Below are 23,911 nucleotides of genomic sequence, written 5' to 3'. Positions count from 1 at the left end.
CGGATCATATGGACAGCGAGCCGGTAATGTAGAGAATCCCCATTACGGTGACAGCGCCGAGGAAGCTCCCGGCGATGGTCTGGTACAGCGTGTGTCTTCCGAGCCTTATCCTCGACCACGCAACGACCGGGATAATCAGTGTGAGCGGAATCATCGGCTCACCGTAAAGCGCTATCGCCAGGAACGACAGCCCCGCTGCCGACGTGCAGTGACCGCTTATTTTCCATCTGAGCGTAACGAGGAATACGAGCAATATCTGGATGAGCGCGATGCCCGTTACGATGATCATAAGCTTCGGTGCGTTCAGAAGATACGTGACGACGAAAACGAGAGAGGCATACGTGAAGATTACGAGGAGGGGCTTTGCGCGCTCTTCACGCCTGCTCAGGTGGAAATCGCTTACCGCGCCTGAATGAACGAGCGACAGTATGTAGAGCGTAGGCGGTATGATGAGAAGAGCGATGAACACGAATATCCACCACAGGGAGGAATCGGCCTTCGCGGCGTGGGCGGTTACCACGATACACACGAGCGCTATGAGAGGCGGACTGAAAACGTTGGAGATGATGCGGGCCGACCTGTCGCGCCATCCCTCGGGGATGACTATAGGCTCGGCCGACTGCTGGTATAATTTTTTGTCAGTTTCCATTTCGGAGCTCCGTGTCCGAATCGTACCCGCGCCAGTATCCCCAGTCCCTGCCGCGCCATCTGTCGGGTATCAGTCCAAAGTATAGCGCAGTGCACCTCGTAAGAGAATGGAGCGTCTTCTTTGTCCTGCCCATCTCGACGCGCCTGTGATCCTCCGCGTAAACGACGAGGTCGAACGTGAAATGCGCCGTGAACCCCGCGCGCTTCACCCGCCACGCGAGCTCCGAATCCTCGTTGCACGCGAGCGCGGCGTCGAATCCCCCGGATTCGACATAGGCTTCCCTTCGTATGATGAAGTTCGACCCCGAGGCAGCCGGAACACCCAACCGGTGTATCAGGAATTGTCCGTAAGCGAACCATTTGTAATAGCCCGCGTGCCTGTCGCGGGAGAGCTTCGGTCCGTAGATCAAATCGTATTCTTCGAGCTCCCGGAGATTCCGGAAATATTCCTCCGAGAATACGACGTCCGCATCTGTAAAGAGAAGCCAAGGGGTGGTGGCTGCGTCAGCTCCTGTCAGACGCGCTTCCGTTATGGTGCCCGGATACCTGATGATTGTAGTATAATCCGGCCGCGCCCGAGAAACAATATCGGGCGTCGAATCCGTGCTGGCGTCGACGACCACGAGCCTTATCCCGTCGGGTATCGAGTGGAGGAAATTCCCTATATTCCTTTCTTCGTTTCTCGTGGGAACAACGACAGTCAAATCGCCGGGATGAATCGCCATTGCGAAAATATATTAATGACGGTGTGTTAAGGGGTTTTTAACGAAGCGTGAATTTGCAGTTAAAGGGGCGGGCCCGGTGTGGAGCATTCGGCCCGGTTCGCGGGCGCCTTTCGGGGCCCGGCCGCGTTCTTTTTACAGCCCGTCACTTCTTTCCTCCCCTTGCGGGCTTTTCGAAGGTTACCCTGAGCTCTCCGCCCTCGAGGCTCGCCTTCTCGACATTGAGCTTGGCCAGAAAGCCGGGGAGGAATATATTTCTTCTCTGGTTCTCTATTTGTATGGTGAGCTCGTCGGCTACCTGGTGGAGCTTGACCTCTTCCTTGCCGACGAAGGGAAGCTTCAATACGAGATTGTAAACGCCTTTGTCCTTCACTATCTCGTAGGGCTTTATGTTCGAAAATATCGATATGGGGTCCTTGCTGCCGAAAAGCGAGTCGCCGAATTCGAGAAGGGCGTCGGTGCCCATGACCTCTTTTTGGTGGAGCGGCGCCTCGAATATCGGGACAGAGCTGAAAAGATGCTCGACCTCTTTTCTGTATTCGGCCTGCGATTTCCGCCACTCTTTGAAGAAGGGGTGGTCTATGTGGGTCGGCATCGTCCTGTTGACGATGACGGAGTCTACGTTGTAGCCGTAGAGGCTGAGATACGTGTACGCTCTCTGGGTTTCCTTTATCACCATCTTTTCGAGGTTCGTGACGAGCCTTATGCTTGTTACGTCCGAGTTGGAGAATATCTTGTGTATGGAGTTCAGCTTGTCGAAGAGGTCTTCGATGGCGACGTAGGTCTCCTCCTCGGGGAGCGGCATGTCGGACACGACCTTGACGGCCGGCCTTACGACCTTGAGCAGCTTCCTCTCTATCGGGAAGACCTTGACTATCCACCACCTGGCCACGTCGGGCAGGGACAGGAGCCTTAAAGTCTCGCCCGTAGGGGCGCTGTCGACGATTATGACGTCGTAATCGTTTTCGGTGTAGTGGCTGTAAACCCAGAGGAAGCACGAAACCTCTTCCATGCCGGGGAATATGCTGAACTCCTCGGCGAGAATGTCGTCCACCTTCATCCAGTTAAAGAGCGACTGTATATACCCCGTGAGCTTCCCCCAGTATTTATCGACTGAGTAAAAGACGTCTATCTCCTGGGCGTAGAGATTCTTCATTATCTTCTTCGGCTCGGGGCCTATTTCCTGGTCGAAGGAATCCCGGAGGCTGTGGGCGGGATCGGTGGATATCACGAGCGCCTTGTAGCCTCTCCTGGCCGCCTGGAGCGCCGTCGCGGCCGCCGTTGTCGTCTTCCCGACGCCGCCCTTTCCCGTATAGAGAATTATTCTCGCCATGTTGAATCCTCTTTAAAATCTTCCGTATAATACTACCTGACGCCTTCTTGACAGGAGTCTGTGAAAGCATAATATATACGTGAATCAACAAGGAGGGGTAACCCGAATGAGCGACGAAAGGGATTTCACAAAAGCACGCACGATGAACAACTACGAGGGCCTCTTCACGATCCTGGCCTCGGCCATTACCGCGGCCACCATCCTCCTTTTCATCGGCGGCATCTACTTCACCTTCATAAATCCTTCTTTCTAACCCGTTTTGGGCGGCGTATCCTCGCCAATGGGAATGGGTCGCCGGCCCGAATGCCGGCTCCGAAATCCCGGAATGCTCGATCCGGCGAATCCGGCATGTACAGCTCCGTTTCTCTGTCCGTATATATAGTTTCCCGACGCCTTGTTTTGTCCGTGGGCGGTTAAAGTGATATAATGGGTTTCAGGTGCAAAATATGAGCGAAGACGTTTCTTATAGCGAAGAATCCGCGAGCCCCCGGCCTCCCCGCGAGAGCCTGGCGAAGACCATCGGCACCGACGAGGCCATACTGATAACCCTCATCGCGCTATCGGCTATCGGCATAGGCGTGACGAACTTCGCACCTGTGAAAAGCTTCTGGTACTGGGCGTGCATGGCCCCGGTATTCGGTCTCGTGAGCCTCTTTATCGGCTGGTCCAAGGCCAGGAGGAGGGGGAGGGCGTGTCGAGGATTATCCGCGTCCAGATCCTTCACTGGGCCGGCCTTTTCGCGGCCATAGTACTTATATATCTCCTCTACCACCCTGCAGGGCGTATAACCAACAACCAGCTCGGTATACTCTGCCTCCTGGCGCTGGCGCTGACGACGTTCCTGGCCGGCGTCCATCTCGACTGGCGGTTCATGCTGGTCGGTATAGTTTTAGGGGCGTGCGTCGCCGGGGCGGCTTTCGTCGAGCAGTTCATATGGATGATCATCATCCCGATCGCCGTCGTGATATTCCTGGCCGTCTTCTGGTGGAAACGGAAGGTCTGAGGCCCCCGCCGCGCCCCCGTGTTTGACATTGACGCCGCTGCCCGCTCAAGTCCGGCGTGCTTTCCCTATCCGGCCGCCTTCTCCGCGTCGTCCTCGTCCGCCCCGGCCGCTGGAATCATGCCGCCGTACTTCTCTCCCCACTCGTGCATTTCGAGGAGTATGCTCTTGAGCGACGCGCCCAGGGGCGAGAGGCTGTATTCCACGCGGGGAGGTATCTCGCCGTAGTCCTCGCGTAAGACGATTCCCTGCCTCTCCATATCGCGGAGCTGCTTGGTGAGCGTTCGGTGCGAGATCCCGCCTAGCTCCCTTTGGAGCCGGTTGAATCTCCTCTTTCCCTGGAGGAGATAGTAGATAATCATCACCTTCCACTTGCCCGCGATTACGCCGAGCGTCGTTTCCACCGGGCAGAAAACATAATCCTTCGCCACGTCTTATTCCTCCAGCCGCATCGGGCGGTATCCTGAATGTCCGTACTTGCAAAAGTATCGTACATGCCTAAATTATCACAAAGCCGCCGGAAGTAAAGCCTAAAACGGGCGCTTCAATGAAAATTTTACGGAGGTCTTAAATGACGGAGAAAAAAATAACCCGCATTGCCCACGACACGGGACGGCACTGGGTAGGTGACGGCTTTCCGGTGAGCACCATGCTCTCCTACGACATGGGTCCTGAAATCAGCCCCTTCCTCCTTCTCGACTACGCGGGCCCGGCGGAGTTCCCGCCGTCTGACGCCCCGCGCGGCGTCGAGCGCCATCCACACAGGGGATTCGAGACGGTGACGATCGTCTACGAGGGCGAGGTCGAGCACGGCGACAACGCCGGCCACTCGGGCAGGATAGGCCCGGGAGACGTGCAGTGGATGACGGCCGGGCGCGGAATACTCCACGTCGAGAAGCACGGGCGCGAGTTCAGCCGGAGGGGAGGGACGCTGGAGATGATCCAGCTGTGGGTGAACCTGCCCGCCAGGCACAAGATGACGGAGCCACGCTACCAGGGGATACTCGCCGGGGATATACCCGCAGCGGCGCTCGAAAACGGGGCGGGAGAGGTGCGGGTTGTAGCGGGCGAATTCGGGGGCGTTCGCGGCCCCGCGCGGACGTTCACCCCGGTAAATGTGTGGGACGCGAGGCTCGAGGGCGGGAAGGCGCCGTCTTCGAAATCCCGGACGGCTTCAGCGCGTTCGTCCTCGTCCTCAAGGGCGGCGTTTTGGTGAACGGCGCGGATGAGATAAACGAGAGAGAGCTCGCGTTCTTCACGAAGGAGGGCGAGACGATGACACTCGAAGCCGGACGGGACTCGAAGGTCCTCATCCTGAGCGGCGAGCCCATAGACGAGCCCGTGGTCGGCCAGGGCCCCTTCGTCATGAATACGACCGAGGAGATTCGCCGAGCGATCGACGACTACAGGGCGGGCAAATTTTAACGGCGGGAATATTCCCGGCATACGCTTCGTCTCTTCTGTAGGGGGCATGGGGAAGGAAGCTTCTCTATGTCCGCATGCCGTCTCGCGGACCGTTCCTCTTCACGCGTTCTCTTTCTGAAAAGGCGGTATAGCGCATCGATTCGATATTCGTATTTTTCTCTTTTGTATTGATTTTTACAGTGCGTTTCTGTAGTATTCACGAAAATACTCACTTTAAAGGAGAGGGAGATGGCAGAGAAGAAGCCCATGACCAAGTCTCAGTTGGCAAACCACATTGCAGAGCTGGCCGGCGTTACCAAGAAGGTCGCCGGTGAAATTCTGGACGAGCTGGCCGCGGTTGCTTATAAGGAAGCCAAGAAGAATAAGCAATTCACGATTCCCGGAATAGGCAAGCTCGTTCTCGATAACAGAAAGGCGAGGATCGGCAGAAACCCCGCCACCGGTGAAGAGATAAAGATACCGGCTAAGAAGGTCGTAAAGTTCAGAGTTGCCAAGGCCTGCAAGGACGCCGTTTTAGGATAGTAACAGCCAACTCCAGACTCCGCAGCACCAGATAATATCTTATTCGGATATCAGGTTAACCTTAAGGGATAACGGCCGTTATCCCTTAAGGTAGACTTGTACGGCTTCGACCCATTCGCAAGGAAAATTTCTTATCAGTAGTTATAAATAGTCACAAATATTTTTTTTAAGCTGTATAATTCCTCAGTAGCCGGTAAATATATAGTTAAATAAATCGGTTAAGTACGACGTGTGCGTTCTTTAGGGCTACGGACGAGAGGGACTGAAATGGCCAAGGTGCTCCTGATAGAAGACGAAGAATCCCTCAGGAATCTCTACACAAGAATCCTGAGCTCGAGGAACTACACGGTCGAAACAGCCGTAGACGGCGAGGATGCTCTTCTCAAGCTCCCGATGTTCACGCCGGACATTATAGTGCTCGACATCGTCATGCCAAGATACAACGGTATGGAGCTGCTGAAGGTGCTAAAGAACGACGACAGGCACAGGAAGATACCCGTCGTTATGCTGACTGCCTTGTCCGAGATGAAGAAGATTACGGAGTGCCTCGAAATGGGCGCTGTGGGTTATATAACGAAGGACAGCACCGTCGAGGACATAGCCCACAGGCTCAATCTTATCCTGGAATCTTTCAATATCAAACAGATTTCCTGAGCCCCGAAATCCTGTCGAAGATGATCCCGGCGATCTCTTTTTTCGGAGCGAGCGGGAGCTCTTCCATCGCGCCCGAAGCGAACAGGAGGCACACTTCGTTGGTGTCCGCCTCGAATCCCGCCCCCGGTGCGGCGACGTTATTCGCCACTATCATGTCGGCGTTCTTCTCCCTGAGCTTGATTGCGGCATTCGCCATGAGGTCCTCCGTTTCGGCGGCGAACCCGACGACGATCTGCTGCTTTTTCCTCTCGCCTATCTCCTTTAATATATCTTTGGTTCGTCTGAGCCTGAGGCCAAGCTCCTCGCCGGTCTTCTTGATCTTCCCGCCGGCCTTCGACTCCGGGGCGTAATCCCCGACGGCCGCGGCCTTGATCACCAGCGTAGACCAGTCGAGGCGCTCCATCACTGCGGCGTACATATCGTCCGCGCTCTCGACGCCGACGAGCTCGACGCCCCTCGGCGGCGGGAGCGGGCTCTTTCCGGAAATCAGCACGACCTCGGCGCCCCTCATCCGCGCCTCTTCGGCAAGCGCATATCCCATCTTGCCGCTCGACGGGTTGGATATGAATCTTACGGGGTCTATATACTCCCTCGTCGCCCCTGCGGTTACGAGCACCTTCTCGCGGGCCATGTCCTTCGGCGTGAGCGCGGACTCGACCTCGCTCATTATGTCTTCCGTTTCCGGAAGCCGGCCTCTCCCTTCCCATCCGCAGGCCAGGAATCCCTCGGACGGCTCGACGATCGTGACGCCCCTTTCTTTCAGCTTCCGGAGGTTGTCCTGAACGGTGCCGTTGTTGTACATGTTGACGTTCATCGCCGGGCAGACGATCACGGGCGCGAGGGTCGCCAGGACCAGCGTCGCCAGAAGCGAGTCGGCTATACCGGTAGCCATCTTCCCTACGAAGCTTGCCGTGGCCGGGGCTATCACGACGAGGTCCGCCCTGTCCGCAAGGCTTATGTGCCCGATCTCGGATTCCCAAACAGGGTCGAAGGGACGCGTCGCGACCTTGTTTCCCGAGAGCGTCTGGAGCGTAAGCGGGGTGACGAATTCCATGGCGTTTTTGGTCATTACGACCTCGACGGACGCCCCTTCCCTGACGAGGGCCCTTACGAGCTCGCACGCCTTGTACGCAGCTATTCCCCCGGTGACCCCGAGAACGATATTTTTCCCTCTGATTGCGGACATTTATCTCCCCCGCGGGATGAGATTGCATGCCGGACGAAGAGCTCTTCCGGACGCCACTGTAATTATAAGGAGCTTAGCATAATTGTACAATTCACCATTCGGCCTTGACTATTCATTTATCAGTGTATACATAATAAAGTGTGAAAAGGGGGTGCGCCACGGATAATATCGATAATCACGAGGCCGAAACGCCTGGATCGGAGGAGCTTCCCACTCTGGACGGTTTCAGGGAATGCACCTGTTTTAACCTGAGGAAGGGCATGCGCGTCGTAACGCAGCTCTTCGATAATGCTATGAGATCGATTAACCTGAGGGGCACGCAGTACACACTCCTCGTTCTCGTCCTCGCCCTCGGGCCAATAAGCGTAAGCAAGCTTGCCGAGGAAATGGTAACGGATAGAACCACTCTTTCCCGTAATCTCGAGCCCATGCGAAGGAACGGCCTCATCAAGATCGGACGCGGTGAGGACCGGAGGACCCGGATAGTAAAGATTACGGACTCGGGCAAAAAGAAGCTGGAGGAGGCCTACCCCATCTGGCGAAAGACCCAGGAAGATTTAAAAACGAAGATCGGACTCGGCAGCTGGGCTTCCATGATGACCAACCTCTCGGAGCTCATAAACCGAATACGGTTGTAGCGCCTTTATTCGCCTCCGCGTTTTCGAATCTCCGGCTCCTCGTAATAATGCAAGCGGGCTCAATTCCTGTAATTTCCTCTCATGCAGGTAAAATAAGTTAACTCCGCGTTCCCGGAGAGGGGGAGTTTGCGCTCCGGGCCGCCGCTGCAGTGCCGTATGCCCGGCCTTGCCGGCGAGGAGAAGACCCTGCGGCATATGCCCCGGCGGCAGTATCGGCCGGGAGATAATGAAGCTCATCTTTTAAAAGGCGAGAAGCTGTTAAGTGCCCAAAAAACACCTCGTAGATAAAACCGTCATAGACAGCGTCGCAGTCGTGCATTCCCTCGCCGGGGGCGAAGGCAAGTGGGTTCTTCTCGTCACGATACTCGGCTCGGGCATGGCGTTCATCGACAGTACGGCAATGAACGTCGTCCTTCCCATACTTCAGCTCGAGCTCGACGCCACGATTCCGCAGATGCAGTGGATAGTGGAAGCCTACGCGATATTCATGTCCTCGCTTATGCTCCTGGGCGGCGCGCTCGGGGACAAGTTCGGCAGGAAGCGCATGTTCGCCGTCGGCGTCGCTATATTTTCGCTGGCCTCGATATGGTGCGGTGTTGCACCGGGCACGGGACACCTGATCGTCGCGCGCGCCTTTCAGGGCGTCGGCGGCGCGCTCCTCGTGCCGGGGAGCCTCGCCATCGTGAACGTTTCCTTCAGCGAAAAGGAGAGGGGGAGGGCCATAGGGACGTGGTCGGCATTCACTGCCATGACTACGGCCCTCGGGCCGATTCTGGGCGGCTGGCTGGCCGAGAATATCTCCTGGCGGCTCGTGTTCTTTATTAACATTCCGCTCAGCATCGTCGTTCTCACCGCGCTCTTCTTCAAGATACCGGAAACCAAAAAGGACAACGGCGAGGGGAAGCTCGACATCCCGGGATCACTCTTCGCGACGCTCAGCCTCGGCTGTATAGTCTATGCGCTCATCGAATCGGGCAATTCAGGCTTCGGACATCCGAAGGTCATAGTGCCGTTCGTCGCCGGCGGGCTGTCCCTCGTAGCGTTCCTCTACCACGAATACAAAACCCCTTCGCCGATGATGCCGCTAAGCCTGTTCCGATCGATGACCTTCAGCGGGGCGAACATCGTATCGGCTCTTTTCTGGGCGGCGTGGGTCGGGGGCATATTCTTCGTCCCGTTTAACCTCATACAGATACAGGGCTATTCCGCCGCCGGGGTGGGCATAGCGTTCATACCGCTCGTCCTCGCCCTATTCCTGTTCTCCAGATGGGCAGGCGGGCTCGTCGGGAATTACGGCGCCCGGCTGCCGATAATCGCGGGCACGCTCCTCGCCGGTATAGGCTGCCTCCTCTTCACGCGCCCCGACATAGGCGGCAGCTACTGGACGACCTTCTTCCCGGCTATAGTCACGCTCGGCGTCGGAATGGCGGTGACGATATCGCCGCTTACGACGACAGTCATGGGCTCCGTCCGCATAGAGCATTCGGGGATAGCGTCCGCCATCAACAACACGGTCGGAAGGATAGCGGGCCTCCTTTCCATCGCCATACTGGGAGTCTTCGCCCTCTCCACTTTCAACGGCAACCTCGACCGGGAGCTGGCCGTTATGGACCTTACGCCGGACACCATCCAGGCGATAGATTCCCAGCGCATAAAGCTCGCCGCCATAGATATCCCCGAGAATCTCCCATCCGGCACAAAAATAGAGCTCAGGCGCGTGATATCGGAATCCTTCCTCGGCACCTTCAGGACGATGATGGAGATTTCGGCCGCCCTCCTTTTCGCGGGCTCCATAGTATCGTGGCTGACCATAGGCAGGCTGAAGCCCGGTTAAAGCCTCTTTCGGCTTTCGTGCCGGCGGCTCCTTCCCGCGTTTTTTATATTCCTGAATCCAAATAGTGTTTGAAAGCATATAAACTTCCTGTGTGAGCTCCGATGCGAGCATGCGAATTTGTGTAATCCGATATTGATTCTTCTACCCCGTATTCGTTAGACTTATTATTCTGTGGGCGTTACAAAAACCGTTTCAGGGAGGCTGTAATGTCTGATAAAACAAAGAAAACCGACAACGAATGGCGTGAGAAGCTGACCGACGAGCAGTTTTACGTCACCAGGCAAAAAGGCACCGAAAGGCCCTTTACCGGCAAGTATTACGACAACAAGGAAAAAGGGATGTACAAGTGTGTCTGCTGCGGAGAGGAGCTCTTCACCTCGGATGCGAAGTACGACTCGGGCTGCGGATGGCCGAGCTTTTACGAGCCGGCCGAGGGCGCCGGAATAGACGAGGAGCTCGACACGAGCTTCGGAATGACGAGGGTCGAAGTCACCTGCACCAAATGCGGGGCTCACCTCGGCCACGTCTTCCCCGACGGCCCCGCGCCGACCGGGCTCAGGTACTGCATCAACTCTGCATCGCTGGACTTCGACAAGGACGGCGACGGTAAAGAATAGAGGTCCCCGTGCCGGCCATTCGTTCCGGGCAGGGCCCCGTTGACCGAGACGCGGGGCGGCCTTCCCGGGCTCCTGAATTCCTAGCGTCCGGCGCCGAGCCTGTCCACCGTTCTACATTCACCGAAGCCGCCGTGGCTCACTATGAAATCGACGTCGAGCGGGTCGTCCTCGCGCCCCTCGTAAGGCGGCACGCGCACGCAGAAGCAGCCCGCCTCTTCGAACGTGGCGTTCCTGACGAGGTATTCCGTGACGACGGAGGATTCGAGCGCCTGTGCGGCGGTAAGGGAATTCCCTGCGCTCGCATTTACGGAAAATCCGAGCCCGCTGAACGAGGGATCTATACCGTAGACCTGGCGGAGCGCCGCCGATAGATCAGCGTCGGACATTATAGCGGCACCGAGTCCCATCGCGTTCTCGATGCTTCCCGTGACGTCCGCACCCGGCGCGTCCTCGAACCCCGCAGCGAGGCAGTAGAGCTCGTTCGCGGGCGAATCCGAATCGGGAGGGCAGGTAAATTCTCCCCCGAGGTCGGACGTCAGAAGCTCGAACACGCGCGGCCACGTGGCGAGGCCGGGATCGATAACGGCCGGGTCCTCGGGAAGGCACCTGAGCGCGACGAGGTCCAATTGCCTCTGGGCCTCGCCGACGGGAATGCCGAAGAAGTCGGCCGTCTTGAAAAGCGAAAGGGGCGGCTCGAAATAGGAGGCCACGCTTACGAACACCCTGAGCGCGCCGGGCCTCCCGAGCGTATCGGTCGTCACGTCCGCCGGGAGGAAGATCAGCCTCAGGAAGTCGTTGGTTTGGCCGGCGTCGCGTGAGCGCTCGACGACCGACGCTACGGCTTCGCCGTGATTCTTCCCGCCCCCGCCGTCGTCACACGCCGCGGCGAGCAGCATCAAAACCGCAATCGGCAAAAATAGAACGATACGCACGGCGCTTCCCGTCTCTCTAATCCGTATTGCTGCTCTTTCGTCCAACGGTTCCATTCTCCGCCTCCTGTCCTGCCGCCTTTCCGGCGGAGGATAAGGAATTATAAATCTCCTTTCCCCGTTTTGCAGCCGGGCGTGTTACGTTCCGTCGTTATTACATGTTCATTTTAAATAAATTTTCTGTTAAGATAGAAATTGTTGTTTCGCCAATGGGAGAGGTGGTCATGAAAAAAGTATTTTCTCTCGTCGTGCTTGTCGTCGCCGTAAGTTTCCTGAGCGCAGGCGGATGCGGCGGAGGGGGAGGGGGTCAAAACTGCGATTTTAACCTCGATAGAATATTAAACGGGCCCGATTTCGATACAGCTCACTCCGAGTGGATCTGCGACACCATGCTGGAGTTTGCGCTTTACGCGGGCGGTACGGGTATAGAGCCTTTGGATATCGGCTTTTTCACGTATCAGCGTTCGGGCTGCCGCAGCCTGGAATTCCAGGCGGACGAAGGCGGCACCGGGAGCATAATCAACCTTGACGGTTCACGGGATTTGAATTTCCTTTCGTTCGATCTCGTTTCGGAAGATTTTGGACATTTTTCCGTTAACTGTACTTTGAATATATTCGTCGAGTAGCGGTTATTAAAATCGTATGCAGAGCAAACAGGTATAGGTGGATTGGAAGATCATACGCGGTGCTTAAATAGCCGCGCGCCGGGGCCATGAGCGCCTCATTGCCTGATTCACTCGTGCGGGAAGTTGTAGGCCAGTCTCAATTCCCGGAGCATCGCCATTTTCTTCATCTGATGCGCCTGCATGCGTTTCATTATGTCGCCCAGGGCCTTAAGGGCTTCGAGGATGTGGGGGCCCTTGTTGAGCATGACGCACTCGGCCCTGTGCCCCATGGCGGCGTCCGTGATCTCGGCCCTCGTCGCCGAGCCCTGCTTGGCCAGGCTTTCGAGCACCTGAGTCGCCCATATCGCGGGCACGTGTGCCGCCTCGCAGAGCCAGAGTATCTCTTCCTGAACCTCGGCGAGACGCTCGAATCCCGTCTCGACAGCGAGATCGCCGCGCGCGATCATCACGCCGCAGGACGGGCTCTTCATTGCTTCGAGAAGCATGGCCGGCAGGTTCGTGAAACCGCGGCGCGTCTCGATCTTGAGCACGATTCCGGGCTCGCCTTTGCCCAGGCGTTTTATGTGGGCGAGAAGCGACTTCACGTCTTCGGCCGTATTCGCGAACGACATGGCGACTATGTCGGCATGCTCCGAGACGAATTCGAGAATCGAAACGTCCTCGGGCGTAATCGCCGGCAGGTCGAGCTTGCTCCCCGGGAAATTGATGCCCTTGTCGCTTCCGAGCTTAGCCGTCTCAGAGCTCGTATGGGTAATGCGGATCCTGAGCCCGCCGCCGGTTTTCTCCTCGACAACGCCGCCTATCTTCCCGTCGTCGAACCAGACGGGCTCGCCCGCGTTTACGTCGCCGAGTATCTCCGGGATCATGCAGCCGATTACAGCCAGTGACGTCACCCTCCCGTCGGCGTCACGTTCCGCGGGGGAGCCGGGCTCGGAGCTTCCCGTCAGTATAAGTGCGTCGCCCGTGCCGACAGTAATGAAGTTCTCTTGCGGGGATATTCCGCCTGCATTTGTCCTCCACGCGCCGAGGCCGTCTCTCTTTTTCAGGCGAAGGAGCGTCTCGGGGGTTATATAGGCTGTCCTGACGGCATCCGCCTGAAACCCCTCTTCCGTCCACGCCGTAATCCTCATCGAGCGCCTGGAGCCGCGCGCGTCTACGAACCTGACCGTGCCGCCCAGGTGAATCTTCTTGAGCCATTCGCCGGAGACTGTCACGACGGCGTCGTAAGCGCCTCTGTCTTCGGGCCCGGGCGAGCCCTCGGCCCTGAGCAATATCTTCGCGGGTTTCGTTACCCTGCCGTACGCGTCCCGCACGGGGCGGTATTTAAGAACGCGCGGCCCGGGACGGAGCCGCCCTGTCCGGAGCTTGGGGCCGGGGAGGTCCATTATGATCTTGCAGGGCTTTCCCGTTTCCTCCTGCGCGCGCCTCAGGTTGCCGATCATGCCGGTCCATTTCTCCGGGTCGTCGTGGGCGCAGTTAATGCGCATGCAGTTCATGCCGCTCTCCGGAAGGCCGCGGACGAGCGCGTAGTCTTCCGCCGCGCCGCTCGGCATCGTCACCATTATATAGACGTTCCGCCCTTCGGGCATTGGTCCGAGGAGCCTTTCGGTATGCTCTTCGAGGAGCCGTTTCGCCGATTTAAAATCGAGCGTGGTCACATCTTCGGAAACCTCGGGAGGGCAATCGGCCACCAGGCAAAGGGTCTTAAGCACCGATTCTATCGTGGCCATCACGTGGGACTCCGAGCGCCCGAGCGAGGAAAGGCCGAGCTCGGCCAGTTCGGACTGGAGCTCCCGGAGGTCGTGACGCCTGAGCGCCAGGTAGTGAAGGAGGTTCTCGGCGCTTCTCACGTATGCCGGGTCTACTTCGCCGAGGGCGGCGCCCCGGCAATCCGACGCGAAGCGGAGCATCTCTCCCCGCATATCGCCGAGCAGGCGTATGAGCCTTAGAAGCCCGTCTTTCGATTGTCCCTGGCCGCCGGCGCACCCGATGCCTGTTCCCCGGGGGCCGCCGCACTTGTTTACGGATTCCATTCGTCACCTCTTCTTACAGAGAAGCCTACAGGGGTACTGTTTATTCCGTATGAAGAACCTGAAATTATCCGGCTGACTGAAAAGAGGGTTGGGAATGGTGGCGACGGGTGGAATCGAACCACCGACACGGGCCTTATGAGAGCCCTGCTCTGCCTCTGAGCTACGTCGCCTGATTTTTGCGGTATGGAATGCTCTAGTTTACGCGGGCAAGTTGTCTGCCTGCCCGTCAGAAGTGTTGAAATATATCACGCGCCCGTCAAGTTTCAAGTCTCCCGAATGCTCCGGGCCGAAAGAAGCGATACGGGCGGGAATCAAATTTTTATGCCTGCTCGCCCTCGGGAATGAAAAGCGACGTGCGAAGCGCCGTTTCTTGCAAATATTATGCAGTTATATCAATGGCTTGCGGTATTATTGTGGCGCCGGAAAAATGCCCCTTGACACCTTAAGTAAAATACTTTATTTTTATTACTAATCTTAACCGCAAGACTTAACAATTCATCCTCCATCCTCCTTTAAAAAGGGAATGCCCGCGAGACAATCGAGGCATTCCCTTTTGTTTTTATGAGAGTCTTTGGTTTCACGCGGCATGACCTCCTATCCACCCCGGCTCGTTATTCTTCTTAGACGCTGAAAATATTAGTGGGTAATATATAAACTCTGTTGGAGATATTCTCGCCGTTCCACCGGGAAATAACGCTATGAGACGCAAAAATATAATAATCGCTTCGTTCGTGGTGCTCATTTTAGTCGCTGCGGGGTGGGGGGTGATCCTCTACAAGCTCTGGGACCATAAGGTCAAGGATGATTATTACGGGAACTCGCTCGAAATGGACATTCCGGACTTTACCCTCACGGACCAGAACGGCAACAAGGTCAGCCTAAGCGACTTCCGGGGGGAGCCGGTGTTCCTCTTCTTCGGCTATACGCACTGCCCGGACATCTGCCCCGTCACGCTCTCGGTCCTGAACGGCGTATCCAAAGAGGTAGGCGAAGCCGAGAAGGATAAATTCAAGGTCCTCTTCGTCACTATAGACCCCGAGAGGGACGACCCCGAAGCGCTCAGGAATTACGTCCCCTATTTCAACGAAAGCTTCACGGGGCTTACGGGTACGCCCGACGAGATAAAAAAAGTCGCGAATTCGTTCCGGGCTTTTTATATGAAGGAAGAGTCGGACTCCAAAGCCGGTTATCTAATGGGGCACACATCGGCCGTATATCTTCTCGATAAAAACGGTAAGGTCGTATTGAGATACCCGCAGGACAAGATGGATCCGAAATCCATAGCGGGGGATTTGAAGAAAATACTCTAGGCAGGAAACCTTAATGAGGGCTGATAAAACAGCCAAATAATCCAAGGTGAGGAGAACGAAATGAAGAGTCTGTTTCTCGCTGTAGCGCTTGCACTTTTTGCTTTCGGTTATTCGAACGCGGAGGATACGATAACCGTTACGGACGCGTGGGTAAGGGAAGTCCCGCCGGCGTCGACGATAACGGCCGCATACATGAAGATCGCCAACAACGGCGACGAGGACGACACGATCACGGGCGCCTCGTCCACGGCGGCGGAAACGACCGAGATACACCTCAGCTCCGTAGACGACAAGGGCGTCGCAAAGATGGAGAAGGTAGACGGGGTTGCGGTTAGCGCCGGCGGCACCGTCGAGCTCAAGCCCGGGAGCTATCACATCATGCTCATAGGGCTTAAGGAGCCGCTTAAGGGTGGGGAGAATGTAGAAATAGTCCTCGACTTCGAAAAAGCCGGGAAGGTAACCGTCAACGCCCCTGTCAAGGGAATGGACAAGCAGTCGGAAGATCACAGCCACCACCACTGAGCATTAATATTCGGGGCCGGGGAACAGTCAGGCTTCGGCCCTCCAAACACCCCTCTAGAACTTATCACAATTTGAATAGCCGCTTCGCCGCATCCGTGAAGGATGTTCGGCATGGAGCGTCACACAGGGCGGGCTTCTCCTCGCACGGTGTACCTCGCTCGAAAGGGATACTTCCCCCGAAATTACGGATGTATATGAATCAGCCTCGGTCCCGGCGGCAAGATCGTTTCCTTACGGCCGGGTGTTTCGGATTGTCTTATTTCAGCGACAGGAAAGTCGCGGGGTTGACTCTCTTCCCGTCTTTCATCACTTCGTAGTGGAGATGCGTTCCCGTCGACCTTCCGGTGCTTCCCGCCTTGCCTATGACGTCGCCGACCTTCACCTCGTCGCCTTCCTCGACGGTGATCTTCGAGAGGTGCCCGTAGAGCGTCTCGAAGCCGTCCTTGTGGACGAGCACCACGACCTTTCCGTAGCTGCTCTGCCAGCCCGCCTTTTTCACGACACCGTCGGCGGTCGCGACTATCGGGTCCCCCTGGCTGGCGTCTATGTCTATACCGGAATGAAAACCGACCCTCGAACGAAACGGGTCCTTCCTGTAGCCGAAGGCGGAATTTATCTTGCCTTCGAGCGGGATGCCGAGCGGGAGGTTCTTCATCGTCTCGAACAGCACATCTACGTCGCTCTCCACGTAATCGATGTAGGATAGGCTGAGCCTGTCGGTGGGTATGAACTCGCCCCCGACGGCCAGGTCTTTCTTGATGCCTTTCTTGTCGAGCATGTCCTGCATTTCGAGGAGCTTGGCCTCTATGCCGTGGAGCTTTGCCCTGAGGTCGGCCTCGGTCTCCATGTTCTCAGTCAGGTTCTGGCTCAGCCTGTCGATTGTCGATGACAGGTTCTTGACCGACTTGGTTTTTGATTCTGAATCTTTGTAAAAGGTATAGGTGGAAGCGAAAGACAGGATTGAAGCGACTGTAAAAACCGAGAATACGAAAAAGATGAATTTAAGGTGGGAAATTTTTAAATTGAGCGCCTTAGGGCCCTTACTTCCCGGAGTAATCAGCATAATGGTAAGATGATCCTTATCCATGCACCTCTCCTCGAGAATAATTTGGTAGACAAGACCCCAATGGGCAACCACCAGGTAAGTCCAGAGAAGAGCTAGCTTACATATTTTGAATCCCGAATTCAACCCCCGGCCGAAACTCGGGGGATTTACGGGGAAAAGCCAGGGCGCCCGGAAAAGCCGTGTTCTTCGTTTGCCGCGAGTCTTGCGGGGAGGGGTGTTAAAAGATAATATGGTAATATCCACGGGTTCGGGGTTATACATCGCATTGCTATCCACAGCCGATACATCGGAGCGGGAAGACCCACAGCCGGGTAGATTCAGTTGCATTCGGGCGGAATATGGCAAAGGTCATATGTATCGCAAATCAGAAGGGCGGCGTCGGTAAAACGACTACGGCCATAAACCTCGCGGCGTCCCTGGCGGCCGCCCAGAAGAGGACCATGTTCATAGATTTCGACCCGCAGGCGAACGCCACGAGCGGGGTAGGGGTGGACAAGGAAGAGGTCCGAAGGAGCATATACGACGCCCTCATCGGCGAGGCGGAGATAGCCGACATCAAGATAGACGTCGAGCCCGAGGCCCTGGGCGGATTCCTCTCCGTAGTCCCGGCGACGCCCGAGCTTACAGGGGCGGAGGTCGAGCTGCTTCACCTGGAAGACCGCGAATGGAGGCTTAAGCAGGCGATCGAAAAAGTCGTCCACGAATACGACTTCATACTGATAGACTGCCCGCCTTCGCTCAGCATACTCACGGTAAATGCGCTCACGGCGGCGGACTCGGTCCTCATCCCCGTACAGTGCGAATACTACGCCATGGAAGGGCTCGGGCAGCTCCAGAGGACGATATCGCTTATAAGGCAGAGGCTGAACCCGGAGCTCAAGGTAGAAGGTTATCTCCTTACGATGTTCGATTCACGGAACAGGATATGCCACGTCGTCGCCAACGAGCTCAGGGCGTATTTCAACGAAGAGGTATTCGAATCCGTAATCTTCAGAAACGTAAGGCTCGCCGAATCCCCGAGCCACGGAAAGCCCATTATCCTTTACGACATAAAATCCACCGGGGCCGAGAGCTACGTGTCGCTCGCACGGGAAGTAATAGCACGAAACGGAGGGGGAAATATTGAAGAAAGCCACACTGGGTAGGGGGCTCGACGCGCTCATACCCAAGGAAACCGCATCGGCGGGTTTCATCCTTGCATCGATACACGACGTCCGCCCTAACCTCCGCCAGCCGAGAAAGGAATTCGACGACGAAGCGATCTCGGAGCTCTCGATTTCCATAAAGGAAAAGGGCGTTCTCCAGCCGCTCATCGTCAGGCGCTCGGGCCAGGGCTACGAGATCATAGCCGGCGAGCGGAGGTGGCGCGCCGCGCAGAAGGCCGGCGTCAACAAGGTCCCCATAATAATAAAGGAGGCGACGGACAGCGAAGCGCTAGAGCTCGCTCTCATCGAGAACCTCCAGCGCCGGGACTTAAACCCCATAGAAGAGGCCACGGGTTACCGTCAGCTCATAGAGGATTTCGGCCTTACGCACGAGGACGTAGCGGCACGCATCGGGAAGGACAGATCCACCGTCACGAACCAGCTCAGGCTCCTCAGGCTCCCCGAAGAGGCGCAGAAAGCCCTGGTCGAGGGTGAAATATCGGCCGGGCACGCCCGCGCGCTCCTGTCGCTGGAGTCGGCTTCGGACATGAAAGCGGCGCTCGACGCGGTACGAAAGCAGAAGCTTTCAGTAAGGAATACGGAAGCTCTCGTGAAGAAGATGTCGGGGGCGGCGAAGAATGCGGCGAAGGCGGAGGAAGCGAAGGAGGAAGACCCCTTTATCCGCAGCCTGGCCGACGAGTTCAAGCGCGCCCTCAGCACCAAGGTGAGAATCGTATATAATAACGGCAGGGGCAGAATCGAGATAGATTACTACTCCACGGACGAGCTCGAAAGGCTCGCCGCGCTCCTCCTGGAGAATAAATAAAGGATCGAAAAGAGAGCCGGAATTCATGAAAGAATATAAAGTTAAGGTGGAAGTGAAGTTAAAGCCCGTCGTCCTCGACCCGCAGGGGAAGTCCGTCCTGTCGGCGCTTCGTAACCTCGGGTTCAGCGAGGTAGAGGACGCCCGCATCGGGAAGCTCATCGAGCTCACGATAAAGGACGGCGACTCGGGAAACGTGGAAGAGCGTGTGACCGAAATGTGCCGGAAGCTGCTGTCGAACCCCGTTATAGAGAACTTCGACGTCAAGGTGGAAGAAAAGAATGTATAGGTTCGCCGTCATAGTATTCCCCGGGTCCAATTGCGACCACGACTGCTACCACGCCGTAAAGCACGTTCTCGGCGAAGGGTGCGAGTTCGTGTGGCACCAAGAGGACGACCTTTCGAGGTTCGACGCCGTTATCGTGCCGGGGGGATTCTCGTACGGTGATTACCTCAGGACGGGGGCCATAGCGAGCCTATCGCCCGTGATGAAGGCCGTCGCCGGCTTCGCCTCGAAGGGCGGGCCGGTCATAGGCATATGCAACGGCTTTCAGATACTCGTCGAGGCGGGGCTCCTCCCCGGGGCGCTCATACGGAACTCGTCGCTCAGGTTCGTATGCAAGTGGGTGGATATAAGGGTCGAGAGGAACGACACGCCGTTTACGTGTAATCTCGAAGTCGGCGACGTGCTCAGGATCCCGGTGGCCCACGGCGAGGGGAACTACTTCACTACCGAGGCCGGGCTCAAGGAGCTGAAGGACGGATCGAGGATAGTCTTCAGGTACGTGACGCCCGGGGGCGAGGCGGCGCCCGAAGCCAACCCCAACGGCTCTATCGACAACATAGCCGGCATATGCAACGAAGGGGGCAACGTGCTCGGGCTTATGCCGCACCCCGAGCGATGCGCCGAGGAGATGCTCGGCGGGGAGGACGGGAGGCTTATATTCGAATCCGTCCTCACGTGGCTCGGCTCGCGGCACGACAGGCGCGAGAGGGCAGAAATCCCCGCGATGAAGGCGGACGCCTGATGACGAAGCTCATACTCCTCGCGCTCATAATAATGCTGGCTTTCTGGCTGGGTAAGATGTCCGTATCGAGAAAGAAGGTCTCTCCCCCCGACGGGAAAAAGGAATTCAAAAGCCCCGTCATAGACATAACTCCCGAGGATAAATAGCCGCGTTTCTCAAGTGTTTTTCACTAGTCCAGTGTTCACGCCGCGGGACGCGCCTGCCTGCGGAATGCATTCCCCATGTTGTAGAGGAAAAGGACGTGTGGTAACCTTCAACATATCAAATATCAAATGTTTGTAAGGGGTAGCAGGGAACTTACGGAAGATGGAAACTCATAAAGCGGATAACCAGATAGACATTACGAAAGAGATATGTCCCATGACATACGTGAAGACGAAGCTGAAGCTCGAAACCATGACGTCGGGCCAGGTCCTGGAGGTGCTTCTCCGTGACGGGGAGCCGCTCGTGAACGTCCCCAAGAGCATCAAGGCCGAGGGCCACAAGATCCTGGCCGTGAGCCAGGAGGGCAGCTTCTTCAAACTCCTCATCGAGCGTCGTTGATGAATTTTGTTCAAGCGCGAAGAGACGTTCTCGACACAAGATTAAAGCAGGCTCAATCGGTAATCGAACTCGTCGGAAATACGCCTCTCATAAAGCTCACCCACGTCACGGCCGGACTGGGTCCGGGGGTGGAGGTTTACGCCAAGGCCGAGTGGTTCAATCCCGGGGGGTCGGTGAAGGACAGGCCTGCGCTCTGGATGGTGCTCGACGGCATAGACAGGGGCGAGCTCACACGCGACAAGGTCCTCATGGATTCTTCGTCCGGCAACACGGCGATAGCCTACGCCATGATAGGCGCGGCGCTGGGTTACAAAGTGGAGCTCGTTATTCCCGCGAACATCAACATCGAAAGAAAAAATACGCTCAGGGCGTTCGGCTCCGAGATAATATATTCGGACCCTCTGGAAGGCTCGGACGGCGCGATAAGGCTCGCGAGGAAGCTTAAGGCCGAGGAGCCGGAGAAGTACTTCATGCCCGACCAGTACAATAACCCCATGAATCCCCAGTCGCACGCCGACTCCACGGCCGTCGAAATATGGGAGCAGACCCGCGGCAAGGTTACTCACTTCATCGCCGGGCTCGGCACGAGCGGCACGTTCATGGGCACGACGAAAAAATTAAAAGAGCTCAATCCCGAAATAAGGGGCATAGCGGTGGAGCCGGCGGAGGCTCTCCACGGCCTCGAAGGCATGAAGCACATGCCATCGTCCATAGTCCCGGGCATATACGACGCGGCCTTCCCCGACGAGCTTATAAGGGTACACACCGAAGACGCGTACGACGTCATGAAGGCCCTGCTTAAAAAGGAAGGGATTTTCGTCGGGCACTCGGGCGGCGCTGTCGCATACGCGACGCTCGAATACGCGAAGAAGCTTAAGGAAGGCGTCCTCGTCACTCTCTTCCCCGACGGTGGATATCGATATCTGAGCGGAGGCATATGGTGGTAAAGATCAAGAGGTCGGCATACGACGGCATGATAAAGCACGCGGAGGCGGGGTTCCCGCACGAAATCTGCGGCGTCCTCCTGGGCGGCGACGGGCGCATAACGAACTTCCGCGAGTGCCGTAACCTCAACACCGAAAGGGCCCACGACAGGTACGAGCTCGACCCTGTATCGTTCAAGGAGGCCGACGAGTGGGCCCGGAAAGAGGGGCTCGAAATCCTCGGCGTCTATCATTCCCACCCCGACCATCCCTCCATAGCGTCGGAGACGGACAGGGTGAACGCCTGGCCGGAATGGGTTTATCTCATTTTCTCCATAAACGGGGGCAAATACAACGACGCCCGCGCCTGGATACTCGAAGACTTCGATTCCAAATTCAACGAAGCGCCGATAGAGGTTTTCGAGGACTGATAACTAGTACGGAATACTGAATTTATAAATCCCCACTCGTTCCCCCTTTTTTCTAAAGGGGATAAAAGGATGAAAGACAAAGGCTGGATTCCCGATACAAGCTTGATGCTAAAGAAGGTAAGTTGCGAGCGGTACCGGATGAGCGCTTGCGCTGTGAGGTGGCGGCGACCGGTTCTTGCGCGCGCTCAGAACCGTTGGGAATGACAGGGGTGGAGGCACGGCAGGGTGGTAATGGCAAGAGGCGGCTACTTCGATATCCGGCGCGCGTGGTGCGCCGGACGGCGGCTTGACAACCCCCCGGACCTCCCACATACTAAACTCGTTTTCATGTCCAGCTCGCAGTCACCTGTAAACATTCGGTATCGGCGGAGAATCACTCGATGAATTTGAGCGAGGTTTTTAAGAGCACTCTACTTCTGGGGCCCGAAGTTTCACTGATACTGACGGGTGTCTTGCTGATTGTGATCGATCCCGTGCTCAAGGGCGGGGCGAAAAAGAACCTCTTCTGGCTCGCCCTCATCGGACTCGCCGTCGCCTTCGCGCTTAATCTGAAGCGCTTCGGCATAGACGAAACGGCCTTTTCGGGGGCTCTTTCACTGGACCAGTTCGCGGCCTATTTCAACGTAATATTCCTTCTTGGCGCCTTTGTCGCCGTTATATTTTCGAAGGACTACCTGTCCTCGCATGCCAGCCATTATACGACTGAGTTTTACGCCCTCATAGTCCTTTCGACGTCGGGCATGATGATCCTCGCCTCGGCGCGCGAATTCATGTCGCTTTTCCTCGGCTTCGAGATAATGTCGATATCGGTTTACGTCTTGTCCGCGTTTCAGCGCGAGTCCGCCCGTTCGACGGAGGCGGGAATAAAGTACCTCATTTTAGGCGGCTTCTCGTCGGCGATACTCCTTTACGGGATAGCGCTTCTTTACGGCGCTTCGGGCTCGATTTACTTCTCGGAAATACTCTCGAAATACGATGCGGGCAACCCTCTCTTCGTAGCCGGAAGCGCGCTCGTCCTGGTCGGATTCATATTCAAGATAGGGGCTTTTCCGCTCCACCAGTGGGTGCCGGACGTATACGAAGGCGCGCCCATGACGGCGACGGCTTTTATGTCCGTCGGGGTGAAGGCCGCTGCGTTCGCGATACTACTCCGCGTCATATTCGAGAGCCTCTACCAGATGCAGGTAAGCATCATGCCCGTACTCTGGATAGTGGCGGTGTTCACGATGATAGTCGGCAACATCGCGGCCATCACGCAGAAAAGCATAAAGCGCATGCTGGCGTATTCGAGCATAGCACACGCGGGGTACGTCCTCGTCGGCGTCGTGGCGGCATACGGCGGACGCGAGCTCGGCCTGGGGAGCGTCATATATTACCTGTTCGCCTATACGTTCATGAACCTCGGCGCGTTCGGCGTACTTTCATACCTTTCCCGCGACGGAAAGGACTGCGAGACGTTCGAGGACATAGCCGGGCTCTGGAGCCGGAGGCCGTTCGTTGCGCTCGCGCTCGGGGTCTTCATGTTTTCGCTCGCGGGCATACCGCCGACGCTCGGCTTTTTCGCCAAGTACCGCGTTTTTCTGTCTGCCGTCGAGGCCGGGTTCTACTGGCTCGCGGTAATAGGCATACTGAGCAGCGTCGTCTCCGCTTACTATTACCTGAAGGTTCTGGTTTACGCGTACATGAAGGAAGAGACCGTTTCCTTCCCGTCGTTTAAATTGGCGTCTTCGATAGCGCTCGTGGTGCTGGCGGCGGGAACGCTCCTCCTCGGCATCTTCCCGCTGGACTCGTGGGACCTCGCCATAAAGGCCGCCGGCTCCGTGCTGGTCGCCTTTGGCGGCGGTTGAAATCGTTCCTAAGCATCTCTGAAAACACGATATTTCGCACAATTCCGGCGACGCTGGGGCGATTCGCTCGTCCCGGTTTTTGAGCCGCTTGCCCTCTTTTTTGCGC

At 56.8% G+C, this 23,911-nt stretch carries 28 protein-coding genes, 1 tRNA gene and 1 pseudogene; 21 read left to right on the top strand and 9 right to left on the bottom strand.

Annotated features, from left to right (window positions below):
- Positions 1 to 4 precede the first annotated feature (4 nt).
- The 3 genes from PKC29_08845 to PKC29_08835 all read right to left on the bottom strand — a co-directional run bounded on the left by PKC29_08845 (position 5) and on the right by PKC29_08835 (position 2,703).
- Positions 5 to 649, bottom strand: coding sequence for a phosphatase PAP2 family protein (locus PKC29_08845; GenBank protein HML95518.1), 645 nt, complete (start codon positions 647 to 649; stop codon positions 5 to 7).
- Positions 639 to 1,373: a glycosyltransferase gene (locus PKC29_08840; protein HML95517.1), complete on the bottom strand. Its 735-nt coding sequence runs from the start codon at positions 1,371 to 1,373 to the stop codon at positions 639 to 641. Before PKC29_08840 ends, PKC29_08845 begins: the two co-directional genes overlap by 11 nt.
- Before the next feature lie 142 nt (positions 1,374 to 1,515).
- Positions 1,516 to 2,703, bottom strand: coding sequence for an ArsA family ATPase (locus tag PKC29_08835; GenBank protein ID HML95516.1), 1,188 nt, complete (start codon positions 2,701 to 2,703; stop codon positions 1,516 to 1,518).
- Between the two features lie 106 nt (positions 2,704 to 2,809).
- Here PKC29_08835 and PKC29_08830 point away from each other — a divergent pair, with 106 nt between their 5' ends.
- The 3 genes from PKC29_08830 to PKC29_08820 all read left to right on the top strand — a co-directional run bounded on the left by PKC29_08830 (position 2,810) and on the right by PKC29_08820 (position 3,706).
- Entirely contained in the window at positions 2,810 to 2,956 is a 147-nt protein-coding gene (locus tag PKC29_08830; protein HML95515.1) for a hypothetical protein, read from the top strand.
- 193 nt (positions 2,957 to 3,149) lie between these two features.
- Positions 3,150 to 3,452 (top strand): hypothetical protein, encoded by a 303-nt coding sequence (locus tag PKC29_08825; GenBank protein ID HML95514.1) that lies wholly within the window; start codon positions 3,150 to 3,152, stop codon positions 3,450 to 3,452.
- The gene (locus PKC29_08820) at positions 3,395 to 3,706 is read left to right on the top strand and encodes a hypothetical protein (protein ID HML95513.1); all 312 of its coding nucleotides are present in this window, start codon (positions 3,395 to 3,397) and stop codon (positions 3,704 to 3,706) included. The genes PKC29_08825 and PKC29_08820 overlap by 58 nt, the downstream gene beginning before the upstream one ends.
- A 65-nt stretch (positions 3,707 to 3,771) precedes the next feature.
- On the opposite strand, the gene PKC29_08815 is transcribed toward PKC29_08820, so the two are convergent.
- Positions 3,772 to 4,134, bottom strand: coding sequence for a helix-turn-helix domain-containing protein (locus tag PKC29_08815; GenBank protein HML95512.1), 363 nt, complete (start codon positions 4,132 to 4,134; stop codon positions 3,772 to 3,774).
- 140 nt (positions 4,135 to 4,274) lie between these two features.
- Here PKC29_08815 and PKC29_08810 point away from each other — a divergent pair.
- From PKC29_08810 to PKC29_08800, 3 genes and pseudogenes are all read left to right on the top strand, one after another.
- A pseudogene (locus tag PKC29_08810) lies at positions 4,275 to 5,128 on the top strand (pirin family protein).
- 228 nt (positions 5,129 to 5,356) lie between these two features.
- Complete coding sequence (locus PKC29_08805) at positions 5,357 to 5,650, top strand: HU family DNA-binding protein (protein ID HML95511.1); 294 nt, start codon at positions 5,357 to 5,359, stop codon at positions 5,648 to 5,650.
- 267 nt (positions 5,651 to 5,917) lie between these two features.
- A complete protein-coding gene (locus PKC29_08800) occupies positions 5,918 to 6,304 on the top strand; it encodes a response regulator (GenBank protein ID HML95510.1) in 387 nt (128 codons plus the stop codon).
- Here PKC29_08800 and coaBC read toward each other — a convergent pair.
- On the bottom strand, positions 6,288 to 7,490 hold the full coding sequence (coaBC, locus tag PKC29_08795) for a bifunctional phosphopantothenoylcysteine decarboxylase/phosphopantothenate--cysteine ligase CoaBC (protein HML95509.1): 1,203 nt from the start codon (positions 7,488 to 7,490) through the stop codon (positions 6,288 to 6,290). The genes PKC29_08800 and coaBC overlap by 17 nt on opposite strands.
- A 140-nt stretch (positions 7,491 to 7,630) precedes the next feature.
- On the opposite strand from coaBC, the gene PKC29_08790 reads away from it, so the two are divergent.
- From PKC29_08790 to msrB, 3 genes are all read left to right on the top strand, one after another.
- Positions 7,631 to 8,128: a MarR family winged helix-turn-helix transcriptional regulator gene (locus tag PKC29_08790; protein HML95508.1), complete on the top strand. Its 498-nt coding sequence runs from the start codon at positions 7,631 to 7,633 to the stop codon at positions 8,126 to 8,128.
- Between the two features lie 262 nt (positions 8,129 to 8,390).
- A complete protein-coding gene (locus PKC29_08785) occupies positions 8,391 to 9,962 on the top strand; it encodes an MFS transporter (GenBank protein HML95507.1) in 1,572 nt (523 codons plus the stop codon).
- Between the two features lie 206 nt (positions 9,963 to 10,168).
- Entirely contained in the window at positions 10,169 to 10,579 is a 411-nt protein-coding gene (gene msrB / locus PKC29_08780) for a peptide-methionine (R)-S-oxide reductase MsrB (protein HML95506.1), read from the top strand.
- A gap of 80 nt (positions 10,580 to 10,659) precedes the next feature.
- Here msrB and PKC29_08775 read toward each other — a convergent pair whose 3' ends face one another.
- Complete coding sequence (locus tag PKC29_08775; GenBank protein ID HML95505.1) at positions 10,660 to 11,565, bottom strand: hypothetical protein; 906 nt, start codon at positions 11,563 to 11,565, stop codon at positions 10,660 to 10,662.
- 167 nt (positions 11,566 to 11,732) lie between these two features.
- Between PKC29_08775 and PKC29_08770 the strand changes: the two genes are divergently transcribed.
- Positions 11,733 to 12,134, top strand: a complete 402-nt coding sequence (locus PKC29_08770) for a hypothetical protein (GenBank protein ID HML95504.1) — start codon at positions 11,733 to 11,735, stop codon at positions 12,132 to 12,134.
- A 107-nt stretch (positions 12,135 to 12,241) separates the two neighbouring features.
- On the opposite strand, the gene PKC29_08765 is transcribed toward PKC29_08770, so the two are convergent.
- Together PKC29_08765 and PKC29_08760 are read right to left on the bottom strand one after the other, a co-directional pair.
- Complete coding sequence (locus tag PKC29_08765; protein HML95503.1) at positions 12,242 to 14,167, bottom strand: pyruvate kinase; 1,926 nt, start codon at positions 14,165 to 14,167, stop codon at positions 12,242 to 12,244.
- 95 nt (positions 14,168 to 14,262) lie between these two features.
- Positions 14,263 to 14,337, bottom strand: a tRNA-Met gene (locus PKC29_08760).
- Positions 14,338 to 14,865: 528 nt separating this feature from the next.
- On the opposite strand from PKC29_08760, the gene PKC29_08755 reads away from it, so the two are divergent.
- Positions 14,866 to 15,477, top strand: coding sequence for an SCO family protein (locus PKC29_08755; protein ID HML95502.1), 612 nt, complete (start codon positions 14,866 to 14,868; stop codon positions 15,475 to 15,477).
- 60 nt (positions 15,478 to 15,537) lie between these two features.
- Positions 15,538 to 15,999 carry a copper chaperone PCu(A)C gene (locus tag PKC29_08750; GenBank protein ID HML95501.1) on the top strand — a complete coding sequence of 154 codons (462 nt, stop codon included), beginning with the start codon at positions 15,538 to 15,540 and terminating at the stop codon, positions 15,997 to 15,999.
- A 256-nt stretch (positions 16,000 to 16,255) separates the two neighbouring features.
- Here PKC29_08750 and PKC29_08745 read toward each other — a convergent pair whose 3' ends face one another.
- A complete protein-coding gene (locus tag PKC29_08745) occupies positions 16,256 to 17,086 on the bottom strand; it encodes a M23 family metallopeptidase (protein ID HML95500.1) in 831 nt (276 codons plus the stop codon).
- A 317-nt stretch (positions 17,087 to 17,403) separates the two neighbouring features.
- On the opposite strand from PKC29_08745, the gene PKC29_08740 reads away from it, so the two are divergent.
- The 9 genes from PKC29_08740 (at position 17,404) to PKC29_08700 (ending at position 23,805) form a co-directional block, all read left to right on the top strand.
- Positions 17,404 to 18,210: an AAA family ATPase gene (locus tag PKC29_08740; GenBank protein HML95499.1), complete on the top strand. Its 807-nt coding sequence runs from the start codon at positions 17,404 to 17,406 to the stop codon at positions 18,208 to 18,210.
- The gene (locus PKC29_08735) at positions 18,188 to 19,036 is read left to right on the top strand and encodes a ParB/RepB/Spo0J family partition protein (protein ID HML95498.1); all 849 of its coding nucleotides are present in this window, start codon (positions 18,188 to 18,190) and stop codon (positions 19,034 to 19,036) included. Before PKC29_08740 ends, PKC29_08735 begins: the two co-directional genes overlap by 23 nt.
- Before the next feature lie 25 nt (positions 19,037 to 19,061).
- Positions 19,062 to 19,322 (top strand): phosphoribosylformylglycinamidine synthase subunit PurS, encoded by a 261-nt coding sequence (gene purS / locus PKC29_08730; protein HML95497.1) that lies wholly within the window; start codon positions 19,062 to 19,064, stop codon positions 19,320 to 19,322.
- Entirely contained in the window at positions 19,315 to 20,061 is a 747-nt protein-coding gene (purQ, locus tag PKC29_08725; GenBank protein HML95496.1) for a phosphoribosylformylglycinamidine synthase subunit PurQ, read from the top strand. The genes purS and purQ overlap by 8 nt, the downstream gene beginning before the upstream one ends.
- Entirely contained in the window at positions 20,061 to 20,207 is a 147-nt protein-coding gene (locus tag PKC29_08720) for a hypothetical protein (protein HML95495.1), read from the top strand. The genes purQ and PKC29_08720 overlap by 1 nt, the downstream gene beginning before the upstream one ends.
- A 160-nt stretch (positions 20,208 to 20,367) precedes the next feature.
- Positions 20,368 to 20,604: a sulfurtransferase TusA family protein gene (locus tag PKC29_08715; GenBank protein HML95494.1), complete on the top strand. Its 237-nt coding sequence runs from the start codon at positions 20,368 to 20,370 to the stop codon at positions 20,602 to 20,604.
- Complete coding sequence (locus PKC29_08710) at positions 20,604 to 21,551, top strand: cysteine synthase family protein (protein HML95493.1); 948 nt, start codon at positions 20,604 to 20,606, stop codon at positions 21,549 to 21,551. Before PKC29_08715 ends, PKC29_08710 begins: the two co-directional genes overlap by 1 nt.
- Positions 21,542 to 21,958, top strand: a complete 417-nt coding sequence (locus PKC29_08705) for a M67 family metallopeptidase (GenBank protein HML95492.1) — start codon at positions 21,542 to 21,544, stop codon at positions 21,956 to 21,958. Before PKC29_08710 ends, PKC29_08705 begins: the two co-directional genes overlap by 10 nt.
- A 386-nt stretch (positions 21,959 to 22,344) precedes the next feature.
- Positions 22,345 to 23,805, top strand: coding sequence for an NADH-quinone oxidoreductase subunit N (locus tag PKC29_08700; GenBank protein HML95491.1), 1,461 nt, complete (start codon positions 22,345 to 22,347; stop codon positions 23,803 to 23,805).
- Positions 23,806 to 23,911: the final 106 nt, after the last annotated feature.

It is taken from the genome of Thermodesulfobacteriota bacterium (assembly GCA_035325995.1).
GTDB lineage: Bacteria > Desulfobacterota_D > UBA1144 > Nemesobacterales > UBA2774 > JADLGH01.
The sequence above is the reverse complement of the archived record's forward strand: the minus strand, read 5'-3'. Positions and strand labels throughout refer to the sequence as shown.

Coding starts and splice junctions, on each gene's coding strand:
- PKC29_08830 (HML95515.1), top strand. CDS start 2,810: ATGAGCGACGAAAGGGATTTCACAAAAGCACGCACGATGAACAACTAC.
- PKC29_08745 (HML95500.1), bottom strand. CDS start 17,086: ATGGATAAGGATCATCTTACCATTATGCTGATTACTCCGGGAAGTAAG.
- PKC29_08805 (HML95511.1), top strand. CDS start 5,357: ATGGCAGAGAAGAAGCCCATGACCAAGTCTCAGTTGGCAAACCACATT.
- PKC29_08835 (HML95516.1), bottom strand. CDS start 2,703: ATGGCGAGAATAATTCTCTATACGGGAAAGGGCGGCGTCGGGAAGACG.
- PKC29_08755 (HML95502.1), top strand. CDS start 14,866: ATGAGACGCAAAAATATAATAATCGCTTCGTTCGTGGTGCTCATTTTA.
- msrB (HML95506.1), top strand. CDS start 10,169: ATGTCTGATAAAACAAAGAAAACCGACAACGAATGGCGTGAGAAGCTG.
- PKC29_08840 (HML95517.1), bottom strand. CDS start 1,373: ATGGCGATTCATCCCGGCGATTTGACTGTCGTTGTTCCCACGAGAAAC.
- PKC29_08765 (HML95503.1), bottom strand. CDS start 14,167: ATGGAATCCGTAAACAAGTGCGGCGGCCCCCGGGGAACAGGCATCGGG.
- purS (HML95497.1), top strand. CDS start 19,062: ATGAAAGAATATAAAGTTAAGGTGGAAGTGAAGTTAAAGCCCGTCGTC.
- PKC29_08770 (HML95504.1), top strand. CDS start 11,733: ATGAAAAAAGTATTTTCTCTCGTCGTGCTTGTCGTCGCCGTAAGTTTC.
- PKC29_08845 (HML95518.1), bottom strand. CDS start 649: ATGGAAACTGACAAAAAATTATACCAGCAGTCGGCCGAGCCTATAGTC.
- PKC29_08720 (HML95495.1), top strand. CDS start 20,061: ATGACGAAGCTCATACTCCTCGCGCTCATAATAATGCTGGCTTTCTGG.
- PKC29_08800 (HML95510.1), top strand. CDS start 5,918: ATGGCCAAGGTGCTCCTGATAGAAGACGAAGAATCCCTCAGGAATCTC.
- purQ (HML95496.1), top strand. CDS start 19,315: ATGTATAGGTTCGCCGTCATAGTATTCCCCGGGTCCAATTGCGACCAC.
- coaBC (HML95509.1), bottom strand. CDS start 7,490: ATGTCCGCAATCAGAGGGAAAAATATCGTTCTCGGGGTCACCGGGGGA.
- PKC29_08750 (HML95501.1), top strand. CDS start 15,538: ATGAAGAGTCTGTTTCTCGCTGTAGCGCTTGCACTTTTTGCTTTCGGT.
- PKC29_08825 (HML95514.1), top strand. CDS start 3,150: ATGAGCGAAGACGTTTCTTATAGCGAAGAATCCGCGAGCCCCCGGCCT.
- PKC29_08775 (HML95505.1), bottom strand. CDS start 11,565: ATGGAACCGTTGGACGAAAGAGCAGCAATACGGATTAGAGAGACGGGA.
- PKC29_08710 (HML95493.1), top strand. CDS start 20,604: ATGAATTTTGTTCAAGCGCGAAGAGACGTTCTCGACACAAGATTAAAG.
- PKC29_08715 (HML95494.1), top strand. CDS start 20,368: ATGGAAACTCATAAAGCGGATAACCAGATAGACATTACGAAAGAGATA.
- PKC29_08740 (HML95499.1), top strand. CDS start 17,404: ATGGCAAAGGTCATATGTATCGCAAATCAGAAGGGCGGCGTCGGTAAA.
- PKC29_08705 (HML95492.1), top strand. CDS start 21,542: ATGGTGGTAAAGATCAAGAGGTCGGCATACGACGGCATGATAAAGCAC.